The sequence below is a fragment of the Croceimicrobium sp. genome (assembly GCF_965228705.1).
GTDB lineage: Bacteria > Bacteroidota > Bacteroidia > Flavobacteriales > Schleiferiaceae > Croceimicrobium.
Genome location: NZ_OZ245832.1, coordinates 1,423,756 through 1,448,091 on the forward strand (window position 1 = coordinate 1,423,756; position 24,336 = coordinate 1,448,091).

Here is a 24,336-nt window from a genome sequence, read left to right on the forward strand (position 1 = left end):
CCCTATGGAAGCTCCTAAATTGCCCAGTTTTATTCGTCAGAACAAGCACAAGACTTTCGAATTTCAACCTCGCTATTACAGTGAATCCAAAGAGCGTATCGATAATTTGCGCCAGAAATATCACGGTACGGAAGAAAGCCCAAAGCCCGAACGCAGAGCCAGTATGCTTAGAGATGAAATGGCTTTGAACTGGAAAGGGAGCCGACAATCCAATGTGAGCTCTTCCAACCGTAAATTGCTGTATATCATTGTTGGCCTTGCGGCCCTTACCTACTATTTAATCATGAATTAATGGCAGATATCATCAGGCTTTTGCCCGATAATGTAGCCAACCAAATTGCCGCTGGTGAAGTGGTGCAGCGCCCTGCATCAGTGGTTAAAGAGCTGCTCGAAAACAGTGTGGATGCCGATGCCTCGGAAGTGCATCTGGTCGTTAATGAAAGTGGAAAGACCCTAATCCAGGTAAGCGATAATGGTAAGGGCATGAGCGAAACCGATGCCCGTATGGCCTTGGAACGTCATGCCACTTCCAAGATTCAAAAAGCAGAAGATATCTTCAGCATCCTTACCAAGGGCTTCCGTGGTGAAGCCCTCGCCTCTATTGCGGCGGTGGCAAAATTGCAAATGCGTACCCGCTTAAGAGGTAGCGAGCTAGGCACTGAACTTAAAGTCGCAGCCAACGAAATCGAATCACAGGAGTTTTGCCAATGTCCGGAAGGGACCACCATTAAGGTGCAAAACCTCTTTTACAATATTCCCGCCCGTCGGAATTTCCTGAAATCCAATCAAGTAGAACTGCGTCATATTATCGATGAGTTCGAAAGAGTGGCCATGGCCCATCCTGAGGTAGCCTTCCGCTTTGAGCATAATAATTCTGAGCTCTTTCATTTAGAGCCCAGTACCCTGCGTCAGCGGATCGTAAACATCTTTGGTAAGCGCTATAATGAAAAGCTGGTGCCGGTAAGTGAGGATACCGAACTGATCAAACTGGAAGGATTTGTAGGGAAACCCGAATTCGCCAAGAAAAGTCGGGGTGAGCAATTCTTCTTCGTGAATCATCGCTATATCCGCAATCCTTATTTGCATAAGGCGGTGCAAAAAGCCTTTGAAGGATTATTGCAGGATGATAGTCATCCTAGCTACTTCCTCTTTATGGAGCTGGATCCGGCCCGCATTGATGTGAATATCCACCCCACCAAAACGGAAATCAAATTTGAAGATGAAAGGGTGATTCACAGCATCATTCGTACCGCCGTAAAACATTCCTTAGGTCAATATAATATTGCGCCCAGCCTCGATTTTGAACATGATCAGCAATATGCCCCTCCTCCCCCCACTCATAAAAGTGTAGAGGCTCCGGGTATTTATATTGATCCTAATTTCAATCCCTTCCATAAGGAAGCTGAAAAACCCGCTGTGTCAGGTTCTAATACCAGTCGACCCAGCTCCGGTTCTAGCTCTTTTGGCGGAAGCGGATACAGTAATCCTCGTCCAACTTCAAGAGAAAGCCATCAATGGGAATCCTTGTTGAGTCAGATTCCGGAAATCCCGGACGAAGCCGAACAAAGTCAGTTGATTCCAGAGGAAGGCCTGAATAAGGTGGCTTATATTCAAGTAGGCAGAAAATACCTTTTAAAAGCCCATGGAGAAGGCTTAATGCTGATCCATCAGGCCAGAGCCCATCAAAGAATCATCTTTGAAAAAATGATGGCTTCCCTGGCCAATCAGCAGGTAGCAGCCCAGCAATTACTCTTTCCGGTTCAAGTGACCTTTAGCGCTGGTGATTTTAGTCAGATTAAAGAGCTCTTACCCACCTTAAGGGAAATGGGCTTTGATTTGGATGAGTTTGGGCAAAAAGAATTAATTGTCCACGGTATCCCCCTCTTTTTAGAGAACCCCGATCTGGATCAGATTTTACATCAGTTATTAGAGGAGGCAAAAGATTACAATAGCCATAGTAAGGAGGAGCTGCAAGAAAAAATGGCGGCCGAAATGGCCAAAGTGGCAGCTTTAAAAGTAGGCACCGTTCTTGAACCTCAGGCCATGGCGCATTTGGTTGATGAACTCTTTGGCTGCTCTTCCCCGTATATTAGTCCTGAAGGTCGCCCTACTATCATTAACCTGGCCCTAAACGATTTGGATAAAACATTTACGTAATGCAGCGTTTTAACCTTTTGCCGATGGTAATTAAGAACCTGATCATTATCAATGGTCTGTTCTTTTTGGGGATGATAGTTTTAGGCAGTTCATTCGGAATCAACCTCGGCTATTATTTAGGATTACACCTTCCTATATCTGAGGCCTTTCAGCCCCATCAGCTGATTACCCACATCTTTATGCATGCGAACTTCACCCATTTGCTTTTCAATATGTTCGCTTTATGGATGTTTGGCTTTGAACTGGAGAATATTTGGAAACCCAAGCGTTTTTTAAACTACTATCTCTTAACTGGACTGGGAGCGGCAGCGCTTCACCTAGGAACATTGTATTGGGAGTTTAATTCCATTGCCGCCGAATTAAGTGCTGAGCAATTAAGTATCATTAAAAGTCAGGGAGCACAAGCCATTTTAGAAGGTAAAAACTTTGTTGACCCTCTTATGGCGCATGCCAATGGACTATTAAACGGATCAACGGTGGGTGCTTCCGGTGCTGTATTTGGTATACTACTGGCCTTTGGGATGATGTTCCCCAATCGCCCAATTTTCCTCATGTTTTTCCCAATTCCTATAAAAGCCAAATATTTGGTTGCCGGTTATGGCTTATTGGAATTGTACAGTGGATTTCAAATGAATACCCATAGCAATGTTGCTCACTTTGCCCATTTAGGTGGAATGCTGTTTGGATTCTTAATTTTGCGTTACTGGAAGAAAAAACACGGCACCTATTATTGATGAACTCAGCCTGGGATCAAATAAAATATCAATACCGCAGTGGTGGGGCTTTAAACCAATTGATTATGATCAATTTGGGGGTCTTTATTCTCTATTTGATCCTCAATGTTTTAAGCTTCCTCTTCCAAATTAATATCTCCGGGCTTTTTATCAACTTCATGGCTTTGCCCTCCGATTTGGGCACCTTGGCCACCCGCCCCTGGACCTTGATCACCTATATGTTTCTGCATCAAGGATTTTGGCATATCTTCTCTAACCTTATCTGGCTTTACCTTTTTGGTCGCATTTTCTTAGAGTACTTTGGCGGCCGACGATTAATTGCCACCTATATATTGGGAGGTTTAATTGGAGGCGCTTTTTATGTACTCAGCTATAATATCTTCCCGGTTTTCTCTCAGGCGGTAGCCGAGAGTACTAACCGCGGTGCATCGGCCGGTGTAATGGCCGTGGTATTTGGTATTGCTATTTATAATCCCCGCTATCCCATTCGCATTCTGGTTCTCAGTATACCGCTATGGGGGGTAGCTGCTTTTGCCCTGTTAATGGACTTAGTAGCTCTGGGCGAAGGAAATAATGCCGGTGGTCATTTGGCCCATATCGCCGGAGCTGCCTTTGGTTATTTTATGGCCAAATCCTATAGCGGAGGTCGAGACCTTACTGCTGGTTTATCTGGCTTATTGGATAAATTAGCCAACCTCTTTAAACCCAAACCTAAGCTTCGTAAAGTGTACTCCAAGGGAAGCAGAAAAAACGCTGTAAGTCCCAAATCCTCCGGAAATCGGAGTGATGAAGAGAAACTCAACCATATCTTGGAAAAGATATCCAGAAGTGGTTACGATAGCCTTAGCAAGGACGAAAAAGATCATCTCTTCAAATTCGGAAAGGATTAAATGGCCCCAAAACGTAAGAACTTCTTTGACGGATTTCTTTATGTGCTCAATACCATCGCAGCCTTTGCACTGCTTTGCTCTTATCTGAGCAATTACATCAGTCCACGCATTTTCACCTGGTTTTCCTTTTTAGGTTTGGCCTACCCCTATTTATTAGTAGCCAATATCCTATTTGCGATTTGGTGGGCCCTCCGACTTAAAACCAAGATCATTTTACCCATAATCGCCATTGCGGTGGGCTACAAACAAATTCCTTTGGTTTATCAGTTTGGAGCCAGCAAGCAGGTTGTTGCCTCCGGTGAAGCCTTAAAGGTGATGACCTTTAATGTGCATAATCTCAACCGCTACCAATGGATTGATGAAGAGGATGTTCCTGCCCGTATTGAGCAATTAATAAAGGAAGAACAGCCAGACATTGTACTGATGCAAGAATACTACCGTCTGGAAGAGCCTTTAAATCCGGATATGCCCCATGTTTATTTTGAGTTTCAAGATAAGGCGGGGAAAAACGGGCAGATAATCTATTCTCGGCTCCCTATCCTGGATAAAGGTTTTTATCCCCTTCCAGCCCCCGAAGGCGCTATAGCAAAAGGCAAGGCCCTCTGGGTGGATGTAGAGTGGCAAGGACGCAGCTTGAGGCTCTACAACCTGCATCTCTATTCGGTAGGTCTGGCTGGTGATGACTACGAAAACCTGAGTCAACAAAGCGAAGAAAGCAATGAGGAGTTCCAAAAGCGTATGTATCGCATCGGCGGAAGCCTAAACCGTGCCTTTGAACGACGCGCCTATCAAGTTGAGTTTTTAGATTCCATTTTCCAGGCTCATGAAGGTCCCATTATCGTAGGAGGCGACTTTAATGATCCACCCAGTTCCTATACTTTCCACAAATTACACGAGCATCTTCAAGATTCCTATGTAAGCGCTGGTGAAGGCTGGGTACGCACCTTTAATCGTGGTCCTCTGCCCTTTAGAATCGATCACATCCTGTATCGCGATAAAGAACTGCGCTGCCACTCTTATAAGGTCGTGCAGCAAAAATTGAGTGATCATTATCCAGTACTGGCCGAATTTAGTTGGCGCTAAATTTAGAATTGGGAAATTTGGAATGAATTCTGATATTCATTTTGCCTAAACTCAGCCCATGAAATTTTGGTTTACTCTTAGCTTTCTGAGCCTCTCCTTGCCCTCTTATGGGCAGAACCATTCCTTTTCCGATCTCTTTCAATCGGTGAACAGCATTTGCTGGGAAACGGAAGCTGAAATTATTAAGGCGCAGGCTGCAGGAACCTTAAGCGAAAAACAAAGTGATTCCCTAATCAACCGCTGGGAACTCTTTTGCGGGAGTACCGAAGCCAGCATCCGCTCCCGGCTTTTACATGACTTAAAATATCAAGGCAAACTAGACACTCTTATTCCCCTGGAATATTGGCGGGTCTATTTCAAAAATCTGGAAGGTGACTCCTACCTCAGTGTCGACCTGCAAAAGCATTTGGAATGGTCTAAGGGTGAAGCCTGGCAATTACTCTACAGTCGCGAATGGCCCAAATATGAAAGGAAGGTACTCGAAATATTAGCAGCAGATGATATGCAAGAGGTCTATGATCAAATGATGCGAATGGAGACCTATAATGATCCTGAATTTGAAAAACTAAGCCAATTGGTTAAGGATGAGGCACAACCAGAAGATATAAGCTTTGGACTGGCCTATAATTACTTTTACTTGAATCAGGATTTAAAAGACAATCTGGGTGCCCTGCACGGGGCCTCCCTGCTCTTAGATTATCAGACCGAAAAATTCGGCTTTAGCCTCCAAACCGGATTTGCTGCCAGTGAGCAAAAGGCTTACCTCCGCTTTGTTGAGGATGGCAATCTTACCGAAAGCGACCTCGAAGTTCTCTTCCACATTGAGGCCTATTTACAATATGCGGTAATTAATTCGCGCAGAAGTCGCTTGCGCTTTGGCGCTGGATTGGGCTACAATAGCTTTAGTACCGACCTGTCTAATTATGATGAGGAACTGGACCAGGAAAACCCAATTGGTATTGGAAGCTTTTACCCATCTATAGGTTTGGACTATTCCTACCGCCTGCATGGCACCCGTCGCTTGGGCTTAGCGGCCCAATACCATCTTACCGATTACAATGGCAATGATGAGTTGCGCAGTGCTCTGAGCGGACATATGCTTGCTTGTAGCCTTTACCTCAGCTTTTAAAAAAAGAAAACCCCGCAACCAAAAGGCGCGGGGCTCAGAACTTATAAGAATCAATCTTAGTTTTTGCTCAGGTAATCAGCTACACCTTCGTGAGTGTCTTTCATACCTTCTTTACCTTCATCCCAGTTAGCAGGACAAACTTCTCCTTTGTTTTCGAAGAATTGTAAAGCTTTAACCATACGCATTGCCTCATCAACGCTACGGCCTAAAGGCATATCGTTTACTACTTGATGACGAACGGTACCTTCTTTGTCGATCAAGAACAAACCGCGGTAAGCAACCATTTCGCCTTCGGCTTGCATCTCATCATTCTCATCGTAGTAATAGTTTCCGGCTAAAACGTCATAGTTCGCAGAAATAGTTTTGTTGGTATCGGCTACTACTGGATAAGTAACACCTTGGATACCACCGTGATCTTTAGAAAGTTGTAACCAACCCCAGTGAGACTGCTCAGTATCGGTAGAAACGGCAACCACTTCAACACCTAATTTTTTGAAATCCTCCAAACGAGCCTGGAAAGCATGTAATTCGGTAGGACAAACAAAGGTGAAGTCTTTAGGATAGAAGAACAAGATTACATAGTTCTTGCCTTTGTATTGGTCGAGGCTGAAATCTTCGATAATCTCCTCGCCATTGATTACCGCTGCGGCTTTAAAAGATGGGGCTTTCTTGCCTACTAATACTCCCATGTTTTGATTTTTAGGTTGTTAGTATATTATATTTATAAAAGCTATTCGAATTTTATTTTGATAGCCATTGCAAATGTATGCTTATCATCCGGCCTCTTCAATCCTGCCTGTTCAATCTTTTCTATGAAGCTTCAGAAATACTAATGTGAAACGGATAACCAAGCAATTCCAAGGGCCAACAAAATTACGCCATACTTCAGGAAATTAAAACGATGCGACTGGTTTCCTTCGAAAAGAATGGTGGTGCTGATATGTAAGAATATCCCGAAAACAAAGGCCGTCATTTCGGCACTATGCTCTGCGAATAAGGGAAAGAAATCGCCGATAATTACCCCCAGGGGAGCCATCAAAGCAAAGCTCAATAACCAAAGTCCTACGATATACCATTTGCCACTGAATTCACAGAGCATATTATAGAGGATGATACTTACTGGCAGCTTGTGTACTATGAGTCCCCAGAAAAGGGCATCCCGACTTAAATCATTCATATGGCTGCCAATAGGAATGCTTTCAATCAAAGCGTGTAAAAACAGGCCCAACATTACCCCCATGGGCAAACCCTTATTCTGGAAAAGCTCACTATGGCTATGCCCATGCTCCAGGCCTTTACTCATGCCCTCGAGTAAGAGCTGAGTGAAAAAACCGGCCATTATCATTAAACCGTAATGGTGACTATGCTCTTCATAAACTTCCGGTAAAAGGTGAAAAACACCAATACCCAGGAGATAGGCTCCACTGAAAATTAAAAGAAACTTGATTGACAATTTGCTGGATTTACGCAGCCATCGTCCTAAAAGGGCCCCTACCAGGACCGTTGACATTAATAAAAGGTAAGTCATCATGCTTGCGCCAGCAATATTAAACGCTCTGATTTACGGGCCTCAAAGTTCGCCAAATTATAAGAACCAAAAATATCGAGTATTTGAAGGCCGCTTTCGCGGAAAAGCGCCTGAAACTCTTGTAAGGACAAAGCCCAAACCTCTTCCTTGAAACGGTGTTTATGGCCATCAGGTTCCTTCAATAGGATTTCCTTCACAATTTTACCCGCTTCAATTTTACGCTCTATCTGAAATTCATGGCCCTCAATATTCCTTTGTTCGCTAGGAATCAATTCCACACGAACCTTTTCCACATTTAAAAAATCGATCAATAACAGTCCACCGGGTTTTAAGGCCTGCTTAATTCGTTGCATGGCCTTCAAATTCTCTTCCCACTGATCAAAATAGCCAAAGCTGGTAAAGAGGTTTAGGATTAGATCAAAGCGGTTAGTCCCTAAATCCTGTCGCATATCGGCCACCTGAAAATGAAGCTTATCTTCCAGATACTGGGCTGCAAACTCAATATTGGCATCGGCCAAATCCAAGCCGGTAACCTCCATTCCCTTTTGGTGGATATAACGGGCATGGCGACCTCGGCCACAGGCCAAATCTAAGATATGCCAATCCGCTTGAGGCTGGAGACGGGCAAAAAGAATATCAATAAAATCCCGGGCTTCCTGCTCATCACGATGCTTATAAAGCAAATGATAAAAGCGGGTATTGAACCACTGTTCATACCAGGAGTTGGGTGTTTGGTTGCTCATTTTAAAACAGACTGCGGATAGCGTCCACAATTCCCAGCAAAGTAACAGAAGATATTAGCAAGATCACAATCAAGGTATAGCGCACTATGGCATTGGCTTTAGGCAGAAACAATATATAGCGAGCCCCTATCCAGGCCCCGAAACCTTGGCCAAGCGCTAATAGCAATCCGGGCACCCATTCTAAATGGCCATTCCATACAAAGACTACAAATGCCGGCAACACAAATAAAAAGGCCAATACCAGCTTAATAATATTGGCATCTCGTAGGCTGTAATGCGCTACCAGTACTAATAGCGACAAGAGCATGATCCCAATTCCCATTTGCAGGAAGCCACCGTAAACCGCTACCACAAAAATCAAAATCCAGTTTACTACCGTTTTATGCGATTTGCTGGTATCGGTGGGTCTGGCCCATTTCCCGGGTTTATAAACCATGGTTCCCAGTAATAATAGCATGATCAAACCAATGATCCGCTTCAGCACAATCGGATCCACATCTACCGCCAGAAAAGCCCCCAGCACCGAACCAATAACCGCCGGAACTAAAAACCAGGCACTGTCTTTAAAAAGAAAAAGAGTTCGTGGTGAGCGACGTAAACTCAATACCGCCGTTATCGTTTGCACCAGCGCTCCAATGCGATTGGTACCATTTGCAACATTGGCAGGCATCCCACTAAGGATGAGTAAACTCAAAGTAATGGCCGAACCATTTCCTGCGAGGGTATTAATGATTCCGGCTAATAAGCCACCACCAAATAATAGAGGATAGTACCACCACTCATTCATGCGGCAAAGGTAGTTGGAGGGAATGGAAATATGAGCTTAGATAGTTTTACTTAATGATACTATTGAGCCTTAACAAATCAACTTATAACCTACCCCGCGAATATTAACAATCTTCACTGATGGGTCGGCCTCCAGCTTTTTACGCAGACGCGAAACAAAAACATCCAAGGTTCGCCCTACATAGTCGCCATCATCTCCCCAAACCGCTTCCAGGAGTTCTTCCCTTTTTACGGTTTGATTCAAATCTTGATACAATCGCAAGAGTAAATCTCCCTCCTTGCCAGTTAATTCCTGTGCTTGATCCTCTATCCTAAGCATGGCTTTAGTGGGAGAATAGCTATAGGCTCCCAGTTGAATGAGTTCTTCCTTAAAGTCTTCGGTCTGGGATTTCTTCTTACGAGGATAAATCAACAATAAAGCAATGGGGCCAACAATAAAAAGGGTCATTAACCACAAGGGTATCTCGGCCGATTCCTCCTCTTGAAATTCGGGAAAACGAATTTGCAGTCGATAAGAAGCTACAGGCTGATCTCGACCCAAACAGGGAATAATATTCGAAAGACTGTCGGGACTGTGCTCAAAACTATACACCACTTCCCCACTGGCTTCATTGATCAATGCCACATGATAATACTCTGAAAGCTTTGCCTGCTGCACCGTTTCTTCTATGCGACTTACCAAGCGGAGTGGTTCAAAGGAAAAGGCATGTTCAAATCGTAAAATGAATACATCCCCCTCCTGCTTTACGGGCATTACCCGCGATTGTGTATCCCCAAAATCGCTTAGAATATGATGCCCCATCTGCCGAACGGCTACTTGATAATGACTGGACTCTCCCTTAGCTAATAAGCAAATTGGAAGGAGTATTACCAGGAAAGTATGGAATGGGCGCAATTGCATCTTTCAAAAATACCCTAAAAGCCAGGCTCCCAAAAGGCTTTAGGGAAGTTTTACACTAATTTACACTGCCTTTACTAATTGAATATCAAGGAGCTGATACATTTGGTTTCCATCAAATGCTAAAACCATGAAAATGTTGAAGTACAAATTAATTCTCGCAGGCCTTTCAATTAGCCTGGCTGGCTACGCTTATTTAAGCAGCCATCACTCCGATACGGAACCTAAGATTATTGCAAAAAATCAGGCCAATACCAATGCCAATTCTCATGTGCAAGCGGATCTCTTCTTTCAAAAAAATGAAGGTTTCTTCTTTGATTTAGATACCCGCTTTAGACCCATCAAAAGATCGGAATTATTAAAAGCAAAGCAATTCTCTGATTTTGCCGATGCGGAAGACATCCGAAAGGTACATCACTACCAATCCTTAGAACTTGCCGCCGTAATATCTGAACAACTGGCTGAAGATCGCTTAATTGCCAAGGGGCCAGAATTAAGCGCAGAACAATTAGCCTGGCTTGAGAATGCCCCCTATTCCACCAATTTCCGACTGCGAGCCGATTTTCTGGAAGCCTTAACCGTAGACACCAACAATCTCTCCTATAATTACAGTACCCCCCATCTTACTTTGGTTCCTGAATCTCAAGCCTATTATAAAGACGGTAAAAGAGCCTTCATTCAATACATCCGGGAAGGAGCACTGCCGATTACCAGCACCTTAAATGAAGAGGATCTCTTTGCGGCTAAAATCTATTTCACCATTGGAGTAGACGGCGTAATTACTAAAGCCAAAGTGGGTACCAGTTGTAAAAGTGCTGAATTGGATGCCAAAATGTTAGACCTCCTGGCCAATTTACCGGGCGAATGGGAAGTGGCACGCGATATAAATGGCCAGGCGGTTGAGCAAGAATTAGTACTCTCTTACGCTCTACCAGGTTGCTAGATTGATTAACAATTAGAGAATTAGGCCTTTTAGACATTCATTACTCTGCATAGAACAAAGGCATGTTTCGGGGACTTTGAAATTTATTTCGAGGTCCCTTCGTTATTTTCTCATGACCCACCGAACACTCTTTTTAGTGCTAGTCGCCTTTAGCCTACAGGCTCAATCCCAAAATTCAGCTTTAAGAGGGATAGAAAATTTAGAAGGCTATAAACTCATTCGAATACTGGATAGTGGATATTACAGCACATCTCAATTAGCGGTCCTTGAAAAGTCCAGGCACCATCAAAGTATTTTTTACCTGGACTGGGAAATCGACTATGATCAATCCGGAATGGACAGTAGCTATTTAATTGCTTGTCGTCCGGCAATCAGACACACTTATCGAAAAATTGATCCCTTTAAAGCAGTAGATCAAGATCGATATGCCAGATTTGATGATCTTATGGGACAAGAATTGGAAACGGCCTTGGTTCACTCCAAACGCAAAAGGGGAATCCTGTATCGCTATGGCAATAGTGAAGAATGGGCTTATGTAGATGCCAAAGACCTGTTTCGGGAAATTGATTGGGAATATCAAAGCGGTACTCTGATTGCGGTTTCGCAAGGAGACAAATGGGGCTGGTACGACTGGTATCGACAGGTTCAGGTGGTAGAACTGAGCTATGAGCATCCTTCAGAATTGCCCTGTACCTTGGATAAATCGGAACATCAAAATCAAAGTTTGTTTCTGTTGCAGGATTTCAATCAAGCCAATACCGAATGGCGCATTGACTGCATCCAAATGGACTATATCAATGGCGACGGAATATTTATCGGTCGATCAGCAGAAAATGGGCTTTGGGGCATGTTTCAAGGCTGGGACTCTCAATATCAGATGTTGATTCCTCAAGCCTATGACTCCTTGCGCTTTTTTCCCTGGAATGGTGACTATACCGCTGTTTTCAAAAATGCTAAGGTGGGCTTTTACCTTTCATCCTGGTCGGGCATGGAGGAAGGAAAGCAAAGCATCCCCTGCGAATACGACGACTATCAACGAGCCACTAAAGAAGACGGCACCCCGGTTTTAGCGGTGCAGAAAACTGGTCAATGGGCCTGGATCGACTGGCGCAATGGAGAGCTAAAAACGGAGCTTAAATACGATTCCTTCGAAGCATTGCCGTATCCTTACTATGAGCAATAAGCAGCCAAAACATTGGTTTCTGAACTTTTGCAGCTGGTCACTTATGTACAAAAACCCGTTGTTCAAGTCATATCCCTAGCTTAGGTGACTAAGATCGGCTTCCTAAAAAATGCTTTCAAATATATTGGGTGCTTTAACCAAGCAAACTAGGCATGCCGAAACTCTACAAGCCCCATTCTGGCCAAGCAATTCGTATTCCGATTAAGCGGAATTTTCATATTCCCCTCCTCATTATACTGTTTCTTTTTCCATATCTACAGCAGGCACAAACCATCAATGGCAAGCCTACCAATTCTTACATGAATTGTATTAAGCAAGAAGGAACTTCCTATAGAAATTCTTGTTTGGGAAATGGTCTGAATAATAACAGTCAGTCAGCCGCTACCTCCTATATCACCAATTTGTGCGATGAGCCCGTCGACGTTTATTACCACTTTGAAGGAGAATGGATTGACTCCAAAGACAATCCGATTTCCCCCGGAAAGCATCAAAAAAACAGGGTAGCGAACAATATAAAACCTGGTAAACGAGTACGAATCTACTTTTGTGAAACCCGCAAGAACAGTGGACATATTGTGATCGACAAGGTAGTTCCGGCTGGGCAAAGCAGTTCATTTTCCTCCAGCGGATCGGGCAGCTCAGGTAGTTCGGGATCCTTTGGATCCGGTACTAATTCTTCTGGAGCATCTTCGAATTCTTCCAGTTCCTCTGGCTCCTCTGCTAATTCGAATTCCGATTCCGATCCTATTGCTACGATGACCAACTCCATCATGCAAAAAAGCGGCGGCTCCACCTCTTCAGGTTCCTACAATAGTGGCTCATCTTCATCCCGCCGTTCTTCCAGTCAAAATCAAAGCCAGAGCAGTGGCAATTCTCGATTAGACCGTGAGCGTCGCATTCAACAGCAACACAAAGAACATGTAGAAGCGAGCCGAAGAAACAGTGCTGCCGCCCAGCAAAGAACCGCCAATAAGCGTCAATCTACCGCCCAAGCAGAACAACAAAGAAAAGCGGCCGAAGCGGCACGAAAGCAGGCTGAATACGAAAGACAAAAACGAAAGGCGGCTGAGGAAGCTCGTAAACGACAGGAGTATGCACAGTGGAAGAATCAACAAAACCAGAAAAATGCCCAGGCAGCAGCAGCAGCGGCAGCTACAACCGTAACTCTACTTGCTGTTTTAGGACGCGAGATATACAAGAATATGGGGGTGGTTGATTTTGACCAAGTTTATCGCGACAAGCCCAGCTTCTATGCTTCCACCGAATACGGCTATTCCTTCCTCCTCCACCCCATCTATTTTAATAGTGAAGTCTACGATGGAGTGCGTACTTCCAATAACACCGACTATGACTTTGCCTGGCCTTTGAATTTCGATTTTAAAGCCAAAATAGGTTTTGAATCACCCTATTTCGGTGGTTATGGTTTTGGAGGAATGGGCATCGGTACCAGCCTTCTCTTCCACAGCTTCAATTTCCCATCCTATCAATATGGTGGTCAGGTACACGCCGGAATTCCCAATGCTAAATTTCTCTTTGCTTATGAGGCTGGTGGACGCGCCTTAACCAATGACTATTGGCTTTTAGTAGAAGAATCAGGCAGCGGCTTTACGGACCTAGCTTATGGCAATATTAAATACGGGGCTCGCTTTAGCTGGGGCTCCTTCACCCGTAGCCATTTAAGTTTAGGAGTGATTTACGAAAATGTAGCCGGAGCCAATGAGGATATCAAAGTGCAGCGTATTAATGTGGAAGGATTGGATCAGACTAAAACCTATTTCATACCTGGTTATTTCCTGGAGTATAAAAAGGACCATAGCTTTAACTTCTTCCTGCACTTTTACCCCAATTATCCTTTTTCGGGCGAGGTAAACTACGGCTTCCGCGGTGGTGAAGATTATGATGATGGTAGCATCTACCTCTATGTTGGATTTTTACGCTCTTTAGACTTTTACAAATAATATTCAATGCGTCTAGCCCTACTCTTTTTAGTACTTCCTTTCTTCGCCTGGTCACAAACCGAATACATTGGTTATGAAGATTACCGCCTTCAGCAAATGTTAGAGGAAAGCATCGAAGCTGGCGATAGCCTCAATGCGCATAAAACCATGCGCTATATTGAGTTTACCCGTCAGTTAGACGACTTGGAATTTGCTTTTCAAGAAAGTTATAAATCCCCCCGAACGGATGCGGATTTAAAAGCCGAAATTGAAAAGCGTTTAAATGCCCTTTCACGTTTAAACCTTGCGGGCCAGGCTTATAGATACTACCTGGAGGAAGCAGATGAAAGTACCGCAAAGGACTCTCTGAATAGCTACTTCAATTACCTGGAGCAATTAGGGCTCGACAACTATTTTTTAAATCTATTCGATGACCTGCAGGACAATTCCGATGCCGAGATGCTCGTGGAAGACATTGAAGAGGAGGAGGATCAAATAAGTACAGTTTGGGATCAAAAGAGCTTCGGAGGCTATTCAGATCAATCGCGGTTTGACTATCGCTTTCAGCTAGGCCTGGTATATAACTACTTCCATTTCTCGGATACATCACAAGTTCCGCCTGAAATTAACTTGCAATGGTCTAAAAAAGGGAGCACGGCTTTGGTCCTCAATATTGGGGCATCCTATAAAATCAATAGCAAGCTGTCGGTTTTTAGTGAATTGGGCTATAGCAGCTCACAACTGGAATACCAATCCGAATTTACAGATCCCTGGTTGGGTGAAACTTTTATCAATGGCAATGAGTACAGCTTTAGTCATCTGGACCTCATCTTTGGTGCTCAGTATAAATTAGCTGATAAATGGCAATTGGCACTGGGAATAGCCCCTTCTTTCACCCTTAAGTCGGAAGCCATCAATTTCCAGGAAAACCTTGATGGTACTCGTAATTACGGTAGCCTTCAGGATTTAAAAGAATTGGAATGGTTCCGCAGCACTCAATTTCGAATGCTCTTTGAAGTGGCCTATTTATGGCGATATATTGAAGTGTCGGACTACCCCATCCTAATCAGCCCCTATTTCCGTCCCATGCTCAGTGCGAGCTCTTACCGTAGATCAGATGTGAGCATTGGGCCAAATTGGGAGCGTTTTTCAATAAGTCAGTTTCACCTTGGGATTCGTATATCTTATTAAAAAAAGCCGGTGCAATCTGTACCGGCTTTTCTTTTATCAATAGATCTCTGCAATAGGATATCGCAGGTGTTCCATTTCATAGTATTCACTGCGCTGATAAAAGAAACTCAGCACTGCCCATGGATTGCGCTGCAAATCTTGATGCTCTGCCATCCATTGATCATATTCCTTCTTTATCAGAGGATGTTTGAGCATTTCCATGGCCTTATCTTCAAATACATAAGGCGAGAAATATTCCTTTTGCTGGAAGATAATATCGAAGAATCCCCAGGACAAATACGAATCTACCGACATAGGACTTAAAACTGAAGCCAGGAAATACCGATGCAGCTGATCACCGGGCACCAAATAATCACCAGCATAAAAAAGACGACTATCGGTACGCACCTCTACTTGTTCTACCTCGGTGCGAAAATGCCCCTCATAAGGTGCATCGGAATGATTCCACTTTTGAAGGTAAGTAGATCGGACTTCCATAAGGGTATCCTGGGCCAGAGGTCGCATCTCAATATTTTGGTATTGCAGTCGACTTATCACTTCGCGCCAGGCTTGAGGAATCACATAATATTTCGGCACATAAGCTTCCTGCACTGCTTTATAATGGGGATAGTACGGAACCTTCAGTTCCTCAATTTGATCCCGATGATACTTTAATCGGCGATAAGCCCCCAATTCGCTAGGCTCATAGCTGTACTCAAAGGCTTTAAAATCCAGTTGCTCTACTTGATTACTATCCAGCTCCCAAGCCACCGGAAAACTTAGGCTTTCCTTTTCCCATTTCTGTGCCTCTTCAAAGGCCAGCACTATTTCTGCTCGATGCGCTTCACTAAAGCTATTTAGGTTTTGCAAGAACTGATAGGTGGCCATCACCCTTTCCTGATAAGACTTAAACATATGGGCCTCAGTAATAAAACCCAAACTGTGGAATAGTGTGGTATAGCCACTGGCATAACGCGGAGTTTCCAAAAAGGCTGCATATCCATCATTTGGCGGACGTCCAAATACATTCACATAAGGAACCATAGGCCAGGATTTGGCCATTTCTTCATAGAGATAAGGCAGCATTTTCTCTTGTTGCAACTGAGCCAGAGAGGGTGCCAACTTATCTTGTTGCGTGGCGATCAAGGTAATGGTGTAAGGATAATCTGCGCCATTGCTGGTATGGGTATCCACGAAAATATGAGGCTTTAAAGCCTGATAAAGAGCCCAAAAGGAAAAGGTATTAAGAGCATCGCCTTTTATAAAATCCCGATTGAGATCCAGGTTTCGGGCATTGCCTCTAAAACCTTGTAATTCTGGTCCATTCTGATTTGCCCGGGTATGCGGCCGCGCTTGCAGACTTCCACCGATATTGTAAACCGGAATTATTGCAATTAAATGCCCCTCAGCTGGTCCACCTACTTCGAGGAGATTATAAGCCCACATGACACTGGCATCCATACCACAGCTCTCGCCAGGGTGAATGCCATTATTAATTAGGGTAACCAGCTTCCCTTCCGCTAATTGAGCCAGGGTTTGCTCTTCACTAAAGGCCTCCTTCTGAATTAGAAATAAGGATAATGGTCGACCACAATCGGTATTACCCAATTCTAAATACTGCGCATTTACATAGCGCCGATCCATTTCTTTGTAGGCTTCGATAAGCTCTGGATAAGTCCAGGCCTGATTGGTATCTTTATCAGGAAGAACCTGCGCTGATAGCGTTCCCATTACCAGGACTAGGCTCCCTATCAGTGCCTTAATCTTCATCTACCTTTTCTTCTTCTACCAAGGTAAGGGCAGTTAGCATTTCGGCCTGCAGACTGGTATAACTAGCCAAAACATCATTAAAATCGCCCAGGTATTCACCGGTAAATGTATGCGGTTCGGTTTCCCCATAAGTATGCCCTACCAATTCACCCTTTTCATCAAAAAGATAAATATCGGCCAGAAGGCGCAAGTTTGCCTTGGCTCCATAGGTAGTTACTTTATCAATAACCAAACGTGCATAGCCAATGGCCAGTAATTCGCATTCAGCAGCTTTGGTTACGTTGCGAACTGCAGAACGCAAGCGCGGACTCTCTTCAATAAAAGTCTTCACATCACCATTCTCCAATTCTAAAAACTGTACTGCTTCTTCGCTTAAATAGACGGTAGGAAATTTGGGATTCCCCTCTACTTTTAAAAGCTCACGCTCTTCCTTTTGTTTGACACGATCGAAACGTGGCTTTTTCGCCATATCCTCACCCGCAATGGTATTCAGGTTTAACTGCATTTGTAAACCTTCTGCCAGGCTATGGTAGTAGCGATCACTATTGGTCGCTAAACTGGCATTGATCTTTTCACTTAAAGCTTCTACCTTTTTATTGAAGGCATCGGCATCACCCGCCGGAACTGTAGGTAATTGTGGTGGAGCAATATAGAAACCCGTAACAACGAGGTTCTTCACATCGGCTGGTGCCTGATAAGTTTGATAGGCCTTGATGCGTAAGTTGCCACAGCCATTTAAAAGCAAAGCAAGACTTAAAACACTAAGGGTGCGGAGTATTTTCATGATTGTGATTTTGTGACTCGCACGAAGATAGTATGCTTTAAGCCACCGTCACAAATTCTAAGCAGCCTTCTTGTCAATCAATGCTCCCTTCTTCATGAAGTACCGAAGTGAAATCAAGGAGATAAACAGAGCCACCAGCCAGGCAATACTTTCTGAACTTTCGTCAAATAAAAGAGAGCCTAAAGCAAATAAAGCTGAGTACACCAACACCACTCCGGAAAGCCAGGCGCCAAATAAAGCGCCACTGGCCTGATGCTTCTGCCCTTCTTTTCGAAAGGGCTTCCAAAACCCTGAAGGACGAATGCGTGCATAGAAATTCTCTAAAACCTTGGCATCCGTGGGTTTACTGATAAAAGTTACTATTAACCAAACCACAGTTGTAAAGATCACCGTAGCAATAAAATCGCCATTTTGATGATAGAAGGATTCGGGTAAATACGCTTTTAATGGAAATTTTAATAAGGCCCAGGCTAAAAGTGGTGCCAGGGTAGCGCTCAATTCACTCCAGGCATTTATCCGCCACCAATACCAGCGTAAAATCAATACCATTCCTAAACCAGCACCAGAAGCAATCAGGAAACTGGCTGCCTCATCAATCATTCCGATTTGAGCTGTGGAGTACATAGCTACCAACATAATAAGTAAGGTGATAATCCGACCGGCCAGCACATAATGTTGATCGGTAGCTTCCGGCTTAAAAAAGCGACGGTATAAATCGTTGGTCAAATAACTGGATCCCCAATTTAGCTGTGTGGAGATAGTACTCATATAGGCGGACAAAAAGCCTACGAAAAGCAAACCTTTTAATCCAGAGGGTAAGAAGTCTCGCATGGCAAATACAAAGCCCTTACGAGATTCTTCCAGGGGTAAATCGGGATAGAGGATCAAGGCGGCTAGACCAACAATAATCCAGGGCCAGGGACGCAAACAATAATGCGCAATTTGAAAGAACAGACTGGAATAAACGGCATGCTCCTCATTTTTGGCACTCATCATTCTCTGTGAAATATAACCTCCGCCGCCCGGCTCATTGCCGGGATACCAACTCGCCCACCATTGTAAAACGATGTAAGAGAAAAAGGCGCCTGCCGACAAGGAAAAGGTACCCACCGCTAAATCACTACCACTGCCAATCTGCGGAAAGAAATCCAAACGCCAGGCGGGTAATTGGTTTTTAATTCCGCTTAAACCACCAACTTCTGGAAGGCTTAACACTATGATCGCCAGTATAATACTCCCCGTCATGGCGATAATGAACTGTACAAAATCGGTGATGGCAATTCCTAATAAGCCGGCAATAGAAGAATATACCGCCACTAATGCCATGGCCGCCATGCAAAACCAAAATGCTTCCTGAGCTGGGATTTCAAAAAATACTTCCAGAATAGAGATGAGGGCGGCATTTACCCAACCGATAATTACCACATTCATAAAAAGGCCCAGATAAACAGAACGAAGTCCACGCAAGAAAACAGCTACCGGTCCTGAGTACCTTAATTCCAATAATTCCAATTCGGTGATAATCTCCGCTCTGCGCCATAGACGAGCAAAGAAAAAAGTGGTGAGCATTCCCCCAATGGCCATATTCCACCACAGCCAATTGCCCGAAATTCCGTGCTGGGCAATTTTCTCAGTAACCCATAGTGGGGTATCCGCAGCAAAGGTGGTGGCTACCATGGAAACCCCGGCGATATACCAGGGCAATTTCCTACCGCCTAAAAAGAAGCCCGCTAATCCGCCTTCAGCCTTTCCTCGGAAATACAGACCTAAGAAAACAAAGAGTAGCATAAAGAAGCCAACTACCCACCAATCGAGCGTACTAAGATGTGTCATGTTTGGAATTGATTGCCGAATCTAAGGATTATTGCGAGACCCATTTAGGTGTAAAAGCCCGAGATATCCCCAATCTTAATCAACAGAAAAAGGAGAATTTTAAATTTCGATTATCCTTTACCTTTGAAGAAAATTCCCAAGAGAACATGAAAAAATTAGGATTGCTGGGCTTACTTGCCTTAGTAGCTTGTCAAAATAATTCCGAAAACAGCGATAGTGAGGCTTCAGCCAATACGAAAAGCTACCCCAGCTACGAGCAAATGGAGGTTGAATTAAATGATCAGGTTGTATATGGTGTGATCGTAAAGGATTCAGCAGGTGCTAAGCTCAATCGTGGTTATGCCATTACTTTCAAATTAAGAGATAAGGTTTGGTACGATACTGTATTTCTGGAGATGTCAACCGGTGAAGTAGCGCAAAGCGAGTCTGTTTTTGCTGAAGCGATTGTAGATGATATGGGAGGCGCTCAATTTGAGGTAACAACTTTCGAGGTTCAATAATTTGAAGGATTCCAATTTACAGATCGTCATTAAAACCCTCCCCGGACTGGAACGGGTATTGGCGCGTGAGGTTCGACAATTAGGCGGACGTGAGGTGCAAGAAATTCGTCGCGGTATTGTATGCAAAGGCGATATAGGTTTTGTCTTTAAGTGTAATCTCTGGCTGCGCACCGCCCTGCGAGTTTTGGTTCAACTGGATCGCTTTCAGGTACGGGATGAAAAATACCTGTATAAAAAGGTCTATGAGACACCCTGGGAGAAATATTTTGATGTTGATAAAACGCTGGCCATAGATGCCACAGTGCATAGCGATCGTTTTCGCAACAGCCTCTTAGTGGCGCAAAAAACCAAGGATGGCATCGTAGACCGTTTTCGCGATCAAAGTGGCAAGCGCCCTTCCGTAGATTTAAAGAATCCGGATATCCGCATTAATGTGCATATCCAAAATCACTTCTGTACTCTTTCCCTGGATAGCAGTGGCGAATCACTACATAAAAGAGGCTACCGGGTAGAAGTGGATAAAGCTCCACTCAGCGAAGTATTGGCAGCGGGAATATTGGCTTTAATGGATTGGCAGGGTAAGGGTCCCCTACTCGATCCTATGTGCGGATCCGGGACTTTCTTAACGGAAGCCGCTCTATTTGCTTCCAATGTGCCGGTAAATGTGTTCCGCAAACAATTCTCCTTTCAAAATTGGAAGGAATATGATGCTGAGCTTTTCGATACCATTTTCGAATCTTCGATGAAGAAGGAAAATCGTGACTTGCCTCCGATCTATGGTTTTGATATCGATCCTCAAATTGGGGCAAAAGCGCGAAGGAATGTGAAAAACGCCCTGATGGAGGACGTGATCAAAGTGCAAAAGCGCAATTTCCTCCATTGGCCTGAAGACGAAAAAGTAGCACCGGGTACAACTTTAATCATGAACCCACCATACGACCTTAAGCTAGAGGCTGATATCCCCGAATTGTATAAGGGTATTGGGGATAGCTTAAAACAGCATTTTAGTGGCTGTACTGCCTGGGTGTTTACTGCTTCCGCGGAAGGCCTCAAACATTTAGGATTGAAGCCCACTAAAAAAATTCAGCTTAAAAACGCTAAGCTCGACAGTTGGTTAGTGCGTTACGACCTCTACGAAGGATCCAAAAAAGCGGGCAGTTAGTTCATGGAGCAATTTGCTGAAATCCTACTTCCACTGGCCTTACCAGTGAATTACACCTATCGCATCCCCCCGGGATTAAGAGATATTGTAAAGGTGGGAATGCGGGTTATTGTACCGCTCGGCAAACGAAAACTCTATACCGGACTGGTAAAGGAAATCCATCAGCGCAAGCCTAAAGACTTCGAAGTCAAGGATATTTTAGATGCTGAGGATGCCTCCCCAATTATAGCCAGTCCTCAGATTGAATTCTGGGAATGGTTGGCCCAATACTACCTCTGCAGTGAGGGTGAGGTTATGAATGCTGCTCTCCCCGGAGGTTTAAAGCTGGAAAGCGAGATGGTGATTCAGCGCAATCTGGCCAAGGAGATTATTGACTCCGAACTCAATGATGCCGAATTCTTGATTGTTGAAGCTCTAGAACAACAAGATCGCTTAAGCATTAAGGAAATCGCCGAAATCACCTGTTTTGCCAATCCGCTCTTTACCATAAAAGAATTGCTCTCTAAGGCCTACGTGGTTTTAGAAGAAGAACTCAAAGGGGGCTACAAACCGCGACAAGTTCGATTGGTAAAAGCTGGTTCGGAATTAAATGAGGAGGATGTTAGTGCTGCTTTCGATGGCCTGGGTAATGCCGCCAAGCAAAGGGAACTATTATTGGGCTTTTTCCAATATCGCAATGAAAGAGGCGAAGTAACAGCGGCCTTGCTTCTGAAACGTTGCAAAGCCAGTGATGGCAGTTTAAAGTCTTTAGAATCTAAAGGACTACTCGAAATTTTCTATGATGACCCATTTCGGCATCAACATAGCGAAGACCCTAGTGCCAGTGGCCTTTTCCCTCTGAATGAAAGTCAGCAAAAGGCTTTTGACGACATTCTCAATCATTGGGAACAACCCGTATTACTGCATGGCGTAACCTCCTCTGGAAAAACGGAGGTCTATACCCATTTGATGGCCGAGGTCTTAAAGCAAGGGCGACAGGTATTGTATCTGGTTCCTGAAATTGCGCTAACCACCCAATTAATTCAAAGGTTGGAACGCTTTTTTGGCGAAGATCTTTTGGTTTACCATTCGCGCTACAGCGATAGAGAAAGGGTAGAAACCTGGCTCAAGCTCTTCCGTAAGGATGATAAGCCGGCTTTGGTAATTGGGGCTCGTAGTAGCATTTTCCTGCCCTTTCAAAATCTGGGCCTGGTGATTGTAGATGAGGAGCATGAAAACAGCTACAAGCAATATGAGCCTGCTCCTCGCTATCATGCCCGCGATGCCGCCCTGGTATTGGCTCAGCAACAAAATGCGCATGTGATATTAGGCAGTGCTACCCCGGCCTACGAAAGTTATTTCAATGCCCGTAAAGGCAAATACCACCTAGTAGAAATGAAGGAGCGCTACGGCGCTATTGCCTTACCTGAAATCCGTCCTATTAACCTGCGGGAATTGCGCAAACGCAAACAGATGCGTGGCTATTTTGCCCCCGAACTCGTGGAGGAGATTGAAAGGCAAATGAAAAAGGGGAAACAGATTATTCTCTTTCAAAACCGACGAGGCTTTTCCACCTTTTTGCAATGCGATACCTGTGGCCATGTAATGCAATGCCGCAATTGCGATATCAGCCTTACCTACCACAAACATCGTCACCAATTGCGCTGCCATGTTTGTGGCTATAATACCCCGCCTCCCCGCAGCTGCCCGGCATGTAAAAGTCAGCAGGTACGAAGCCTGGGCTTTGGTACTGAAAAGTTGGAAGATGAACTGCAATTGATGTTCCCGGATGCGCGAATTCAACGCATGGACCTGGATACCACCCGCAAGAAAAAGGCTTATGAAAATATCCTGCAAAGCTTTGAAGATGGCGATACCGATATATTAGTAGGCACCCAAATGGTTACTAAAGGCCTCGACTTTGGCAATGTGGGTTTGGTAGGCATCATGAATGCCGATTCCCAAATCTTCTTCCCCGATTTTCGTGCCCACGAAAAGGCCTTTCAAATGTTGGCTCAAGTGGCCGGAAGAGCGGGTCGTAAAGGCGAAAGAGGTTTGGTATTAATCCAAAGCTCCAGCCCCGACCATGAAGTTATTCATGATGTAATTGGCAATCGCTATCGCTCCGGCTATGAAAGAGAAATGCAAGAGCGTTTGGAATACCATTATCCTCCTTTCTACCGTCTAATCCGGATTAGCTTAAAACATCGCAAAAGGGAAGTTTTAGAAGAAAGAGCAGTATTGTATGGCCAGGAATTAAAGGCTTTATTGGGTCGCAGAGTGTATGGACCGGAATATCCCCTAGCCAATCGCTTACGCGGGATGTATCAAATGGAAATCTTGCTAAAACTGGAAAGTAAGTTAAGCTTAAAGGCGGTAAAACAGGCACTATTAGAAACCAGTGATGCCTTTCAGCAAAAACATAAAAGTAGCCCGCTACGCATCATTTTTGATGTAGACCCATTCTAAGCTTTACGAGCAATTATCCCCAGGAGAATTAAGCCTTGTGCCAGGCCATAGGTGAGCATAATAATAAAGCGGTTGTGCCAATGCTCATCCAAGGCGCCACCAAATTTCGACCAGGCAATCCACCAATCAGAGAAGATAAAAAGGGCGATGCCCAATAAAGGCCAAATACTAATTTTCTGAGCCTGCCAGGCCATTGCACTTAAAATAAAGTGCAAGCTTAAAAGTCCAAAATATCCATAGATTGGAATGCTTAATTCCTCTGGCAAGATCACTAATTGCAATAAGGCGTACATAGCAGCCAGGGCCAGTACTAAAGCAATTACGAAAGCTTGCCATTTTAATCCTGTACCCTGTTTTAAGTACCAATAACTATAGGCAATATGGGCCAGGGCAAAGGCCCCCATCCCTATTAAAAAGGCCGGTCCTTGCTGAAACATTAAGGCCACATCACCAAAGAGTGAGAATACCAAAGCCGGAATCAAGGGCATTAAAAAACCGGCTCCTTCCCGAATTTTACTGAAAGCGAATAAAAGTAAGCTTACTAAAATCAAGGGTTTGCTAAGCCATAACATCTGACCTTCATCACCACGATATACTACCGCCAAATGAAAGAGAATAATCGCTCCGTAGATCTTGATGAAATCACGAACCTTCATTC

22 protein-coding genes are annotated in these 24,336 nt (G+C 44.2%); 13 read left to right on the forward strand and 9 right to left on the reverse strand.

The annotated features are described in order from the left end of the window. The first annotated feature begins 4 nt into the window (after positions 1-4). The 6 genes from ACO05P_RS06495 to ACO05P_RS06520 are packed head-to-tail and all read left to right on the forward strand — an operon-like array spanning position 5 to position 5,993. A complete protein-coding gene (locus ACO05P_RS06495) occupies positions 5-292 on the forward strand; it encodes a hypothetical protein (protein ID WP_421754227.1) in 288 nt (95 codons plus the stop codon). Further along, complete coding sequence (gene mutL / locus ACO05P_RS06500) at positions 292-2,157, forward strand: DNA mismatch repair endonuclease MutL (protein WP_421754228.1); 1,866 nt, start codon at positions 292-294, stop codon at positions 2,155-2,157. The genes ACO05P_RS06495 and mutL overlap by 1 nt, the downstream gene beginning before the upstream one ends. Beyond that, positions 2,157-2,891 carry a rhomboid family intramembrane serine protease gene (locus tag ACO05P_RS06505; protein WP_421754230.1) on the forward strand — a complete coding sequence of 245 codons (735 nt, stop codon included), beginning with the start codon at positions 2,157-2,159 and terminating at the stop codon, positions 2,889-2,891. Before mutL ends, ACO05P_RS06505 begins: the two co-directional genes overlap by 1 nt. Continuing rightward, positions 2,891-3,781 carry a rhomboid family intramembrane serine protease gene (locus tag ACO05P_RS06510; protein ID WP_421754231.1) on the forward strand — a complete coding sequence of 297 codons (891 nt, stop codon included), beginning with the start codon at positions 2,891-2,893 and terminating at the stop codon, positions 3,779-3,781. The genes ACO05P_RS06505 and ACO05P_RS06510 overlap by 1 nt, the downstream gene beginning before the upstream one ends. Beyond that, complete coding sequence (locus tag ACO05P_RS06515) at positions 3,782-4,864, forward strand: endonuclease/exonuclease/phosphatase family protein (RefSeq protein ID WP_421754233.1); 1,083 nt, start codon at positions 3,782-3,784, stop codon at positions 4,862-4,864. Between the two features lie 58 nt (positions 4,865-4,922). Beyond that, positions 4,923-5,993, forward strand: coding sequence for a hypothetical protein (locus ACO05P_RS06520; RefSeq protein ID WP_421754234.1), 1,071 nt, complete (start codon positions 4,923-4,925; stop codon positions 5,991-5,993). A 56-nt stretch (positions 5,994-6,049) separates the two neighbouring features. Here ACO05P_RS06520 and ACO05P_RS06525 read toward each other — a convergent pair whose 3' ends face one another. From ACO05P_RS06525 to ACO05P_RS06545, 5 genes are all read right to left on the reverse strand, one after another. Beyond that, complete coding sequence (locus tag ACO05P_RS06525; RefSeq protein WP_421754236.1) at positions 6,050-6,682, reverse strand: peroxiredoxin; 633 nt, start codon at positions 6,680-6,682, stop codon at positions 6,050-6,052. A 140-nt stretch (positions 6,683-6,822) separates the two neighbouring features. Further along, positions 6,823-7,524, reverse strand: a complete 702-nt coding sequence (locus tag ACO05P_RS06530; protein WP_421754237.1) for a ZIP family metal transporter — start codon at positions 7,522-7,524, stop codon at positions 6,823-6,825. Next, entirely contained in the window at positions 7,521-8,264 is a 744-nt protein-coding gene (locus ACO05P_RS06535; RefSeq protein ID WP_421754238.1) for an SAM-dependent methyltransferase, read from the reverse strand. The genes ACO05P_RS06530 and ACO05P_RS06535 overlap by 4 nt, the downstream gene beginning before the upstream one ends. Before the next feature lies 1 nt (position 8,265). Beyond that, positions 8,266-9,051: a sulfite exporter TauE/SafE family protein gene (locus ACO05P_RS06540; protein ID WP_421754239.1), complete on the reverse strand. Its 786-nt coding sequence runs from the start codon at positions 9,049-9,051 to the stop codon at positions 8,266-8,268. A 69-nt stretch (positions 9,052-9,120) separates the two neighbouring features. After that, the gene (locus ACO05P_RS06545; RefSeq protein ID WP_421754240.1) at positions 9,121-9,951 is read right to left on the reverse strand and encodes a winged helix-turn-helix domain-containing protein; all 831 of its coding nucleotides are present in this window, start codon (positions 9,949-9,951) and stop codon (positions 9,121-9,123) included. Positions 9,952-10,084: 133 nt separating this feature from the next. On the opposite strand from ACO05P_RS06545, the gene ACO05P_RS06550 reads away from it, so the two are divergent. The 4 genes from ACO05P_RS06550 (at position 10,085) to ACO05P_RS06565 (ending at position 15,202) form a co-directional block, all read left to right on the forward strand. After that, entirely contained in the window at positions 10,085-10,891 is an 807-nt protein-coding gene (locus tag ACO05P_RS06550) for a hypothetical protein (protein WP_421754241.1), read from the forward strand. Positions 10,892-11,003: 112 nt separating this feature from the next. Next, positions 11,004-12,074: a hypothetical protein gene (locus tag ACO05P_RS06555; RefSeq protein WP_421754242.1), complete on the forward strand. Its 1,071-nt coding sequence runs from the start codon at positions 11,004-11,006 to the stop codon at positions 12,072-12,074. A gap of 299 nt (positions 12,075-12,373) precedes the next feature. Beyond that, positions 12,374-14,032: a cell envelope integrity protein TolA gene (locus ACO05P_RS06560; RefSeq protein WP_421754243.1), complete on the forward strand. Its 1,659-nt coding sequence runs from the start codon at positions 12,374-12,376 to the stop codon at positions 14,030-14,032. 6 nt (positions 14,033-14,038) lie between these two features. Then, positions 14,039-15,202, forward strand: coding sequence for an outer membrane beta-barrel protein (locus ACO05P_RS06565; RefSeq protein ID WP_421754245.1), 1,164 nt, complete (start codon positions 14,039-14,041; stop codon positions 15,200-15,202). Positions 15,203-15,238: 36 nt separating this feature from the next. Here ACO05P_RS06565 and ACO05P_RS06570 read toward each other — a convergent pair whose 3' ends face one another. Genes ACO05P_RS06570 through ACO05P_RS06580 form a run of 3 tightly spaced genes read right to left on the reverse strand, consistent with a single transcriptional unit; the run spans position 15,239 to position 19,568 of the window. Next, positions 15,239-16,951 (reverse strand): hypothetical protein, encoded by a 1,713-nt coding sequence (locus ACO05P_RS06570; RefSeq protein WP_421754246.1) that lies wholly within the window; start codon positions 16,949-16,951, stop codon positions 15,239-15,241. Continuing rightward, a complete protein-coding gene (locus tag ACO05P_RS06575) occupies positions 16,941-17,735 on the reverse strand; it encodes a hypothetical protein (protein ID WP_421754248.1) in 795 nt (264 codons plus the stop codon). Before ACO05P_RS06575 ends, ACO05P_RS06570 begins: the two co-directional genes overlap by 11 nt. Positions 17,736-17,792: 57 nt before the next feature. Then, entirely contained in the window at positions 17,793-19,568 is a 1,776-nt protein-coding gene (locus tag ACO05P_RS06580) for a sodium:solute symporter family protein (protein ID WP_421754250.1), read from the reverse strand. A 146-nt stretch (positions 19,569-19,714) separates the two neighbouring features. Here ACO05P_RS06580 and ACO05P_RS06585 point away from each other — a divergent pair, with 146 nt between their 5' ends. From ACO05P_RS06585 to priA, 3 genes are read left to right on the forward strand one after another with little or no spacing between them, the layout of a single operon-like run. Next, positions 19,715-20,068 (forward strand): hypothetical protein, encoded by a 354-nt coding sequence (locus ACO05P_RS06585; RefSeq protein ID WP_421754252.1) that lies wholly within the window; start codon positions 19,715-19,717, stop codon positions 20,066-20,068. A 1-nt stretch (position 20,069) separates the two neighbouring features. Further along, positions 20,070-21,230, forward strand: coding sequence for a THUMP domain-containing class I SAM-dependent RNA methyltransferase (locus tag ACO05P_RS06590; RefSeq protein ID WP_421754254.1), 1,161 nt, complete (start codon positions 20,070-20,072; stop codon positions 21,228-21,230). A gap of 3 nt (positions 21,231-21,233) precedes the next feature. Beyond that, complete coding sequence (priA, locus tag ACO05P_RS06595; RefSeq protein ID WP_421754256.1) at positions 21,234-23,678, forward strand: replication restart helicase PriA; 2,445 nt, start codon at positions 21,234-21,236, stop codon at positions 23,676-23,678. Here the strand turns inward: priA and ACO05P_RS06600 are convergent. Further along, the gene (locus tag ACO05P_RS06600; RefSeq protein WP_421754258.1) at positions 23,675-24,334 is read right to left on the reverse strand and encodes a lysoplasmalogenase family protein; all 660 of its coding nucleotides are present in this window, start codon (positions 24,332-24,334) and stop codon (positions 23,675-23,677) included. The two genes, priA and ACO05P_RS06600, sit on opposite strands and share 4 nt — an antisense overlap. Between the last annotated feature and the right edge of the window lie 2 nt (positions 24,335-24,336).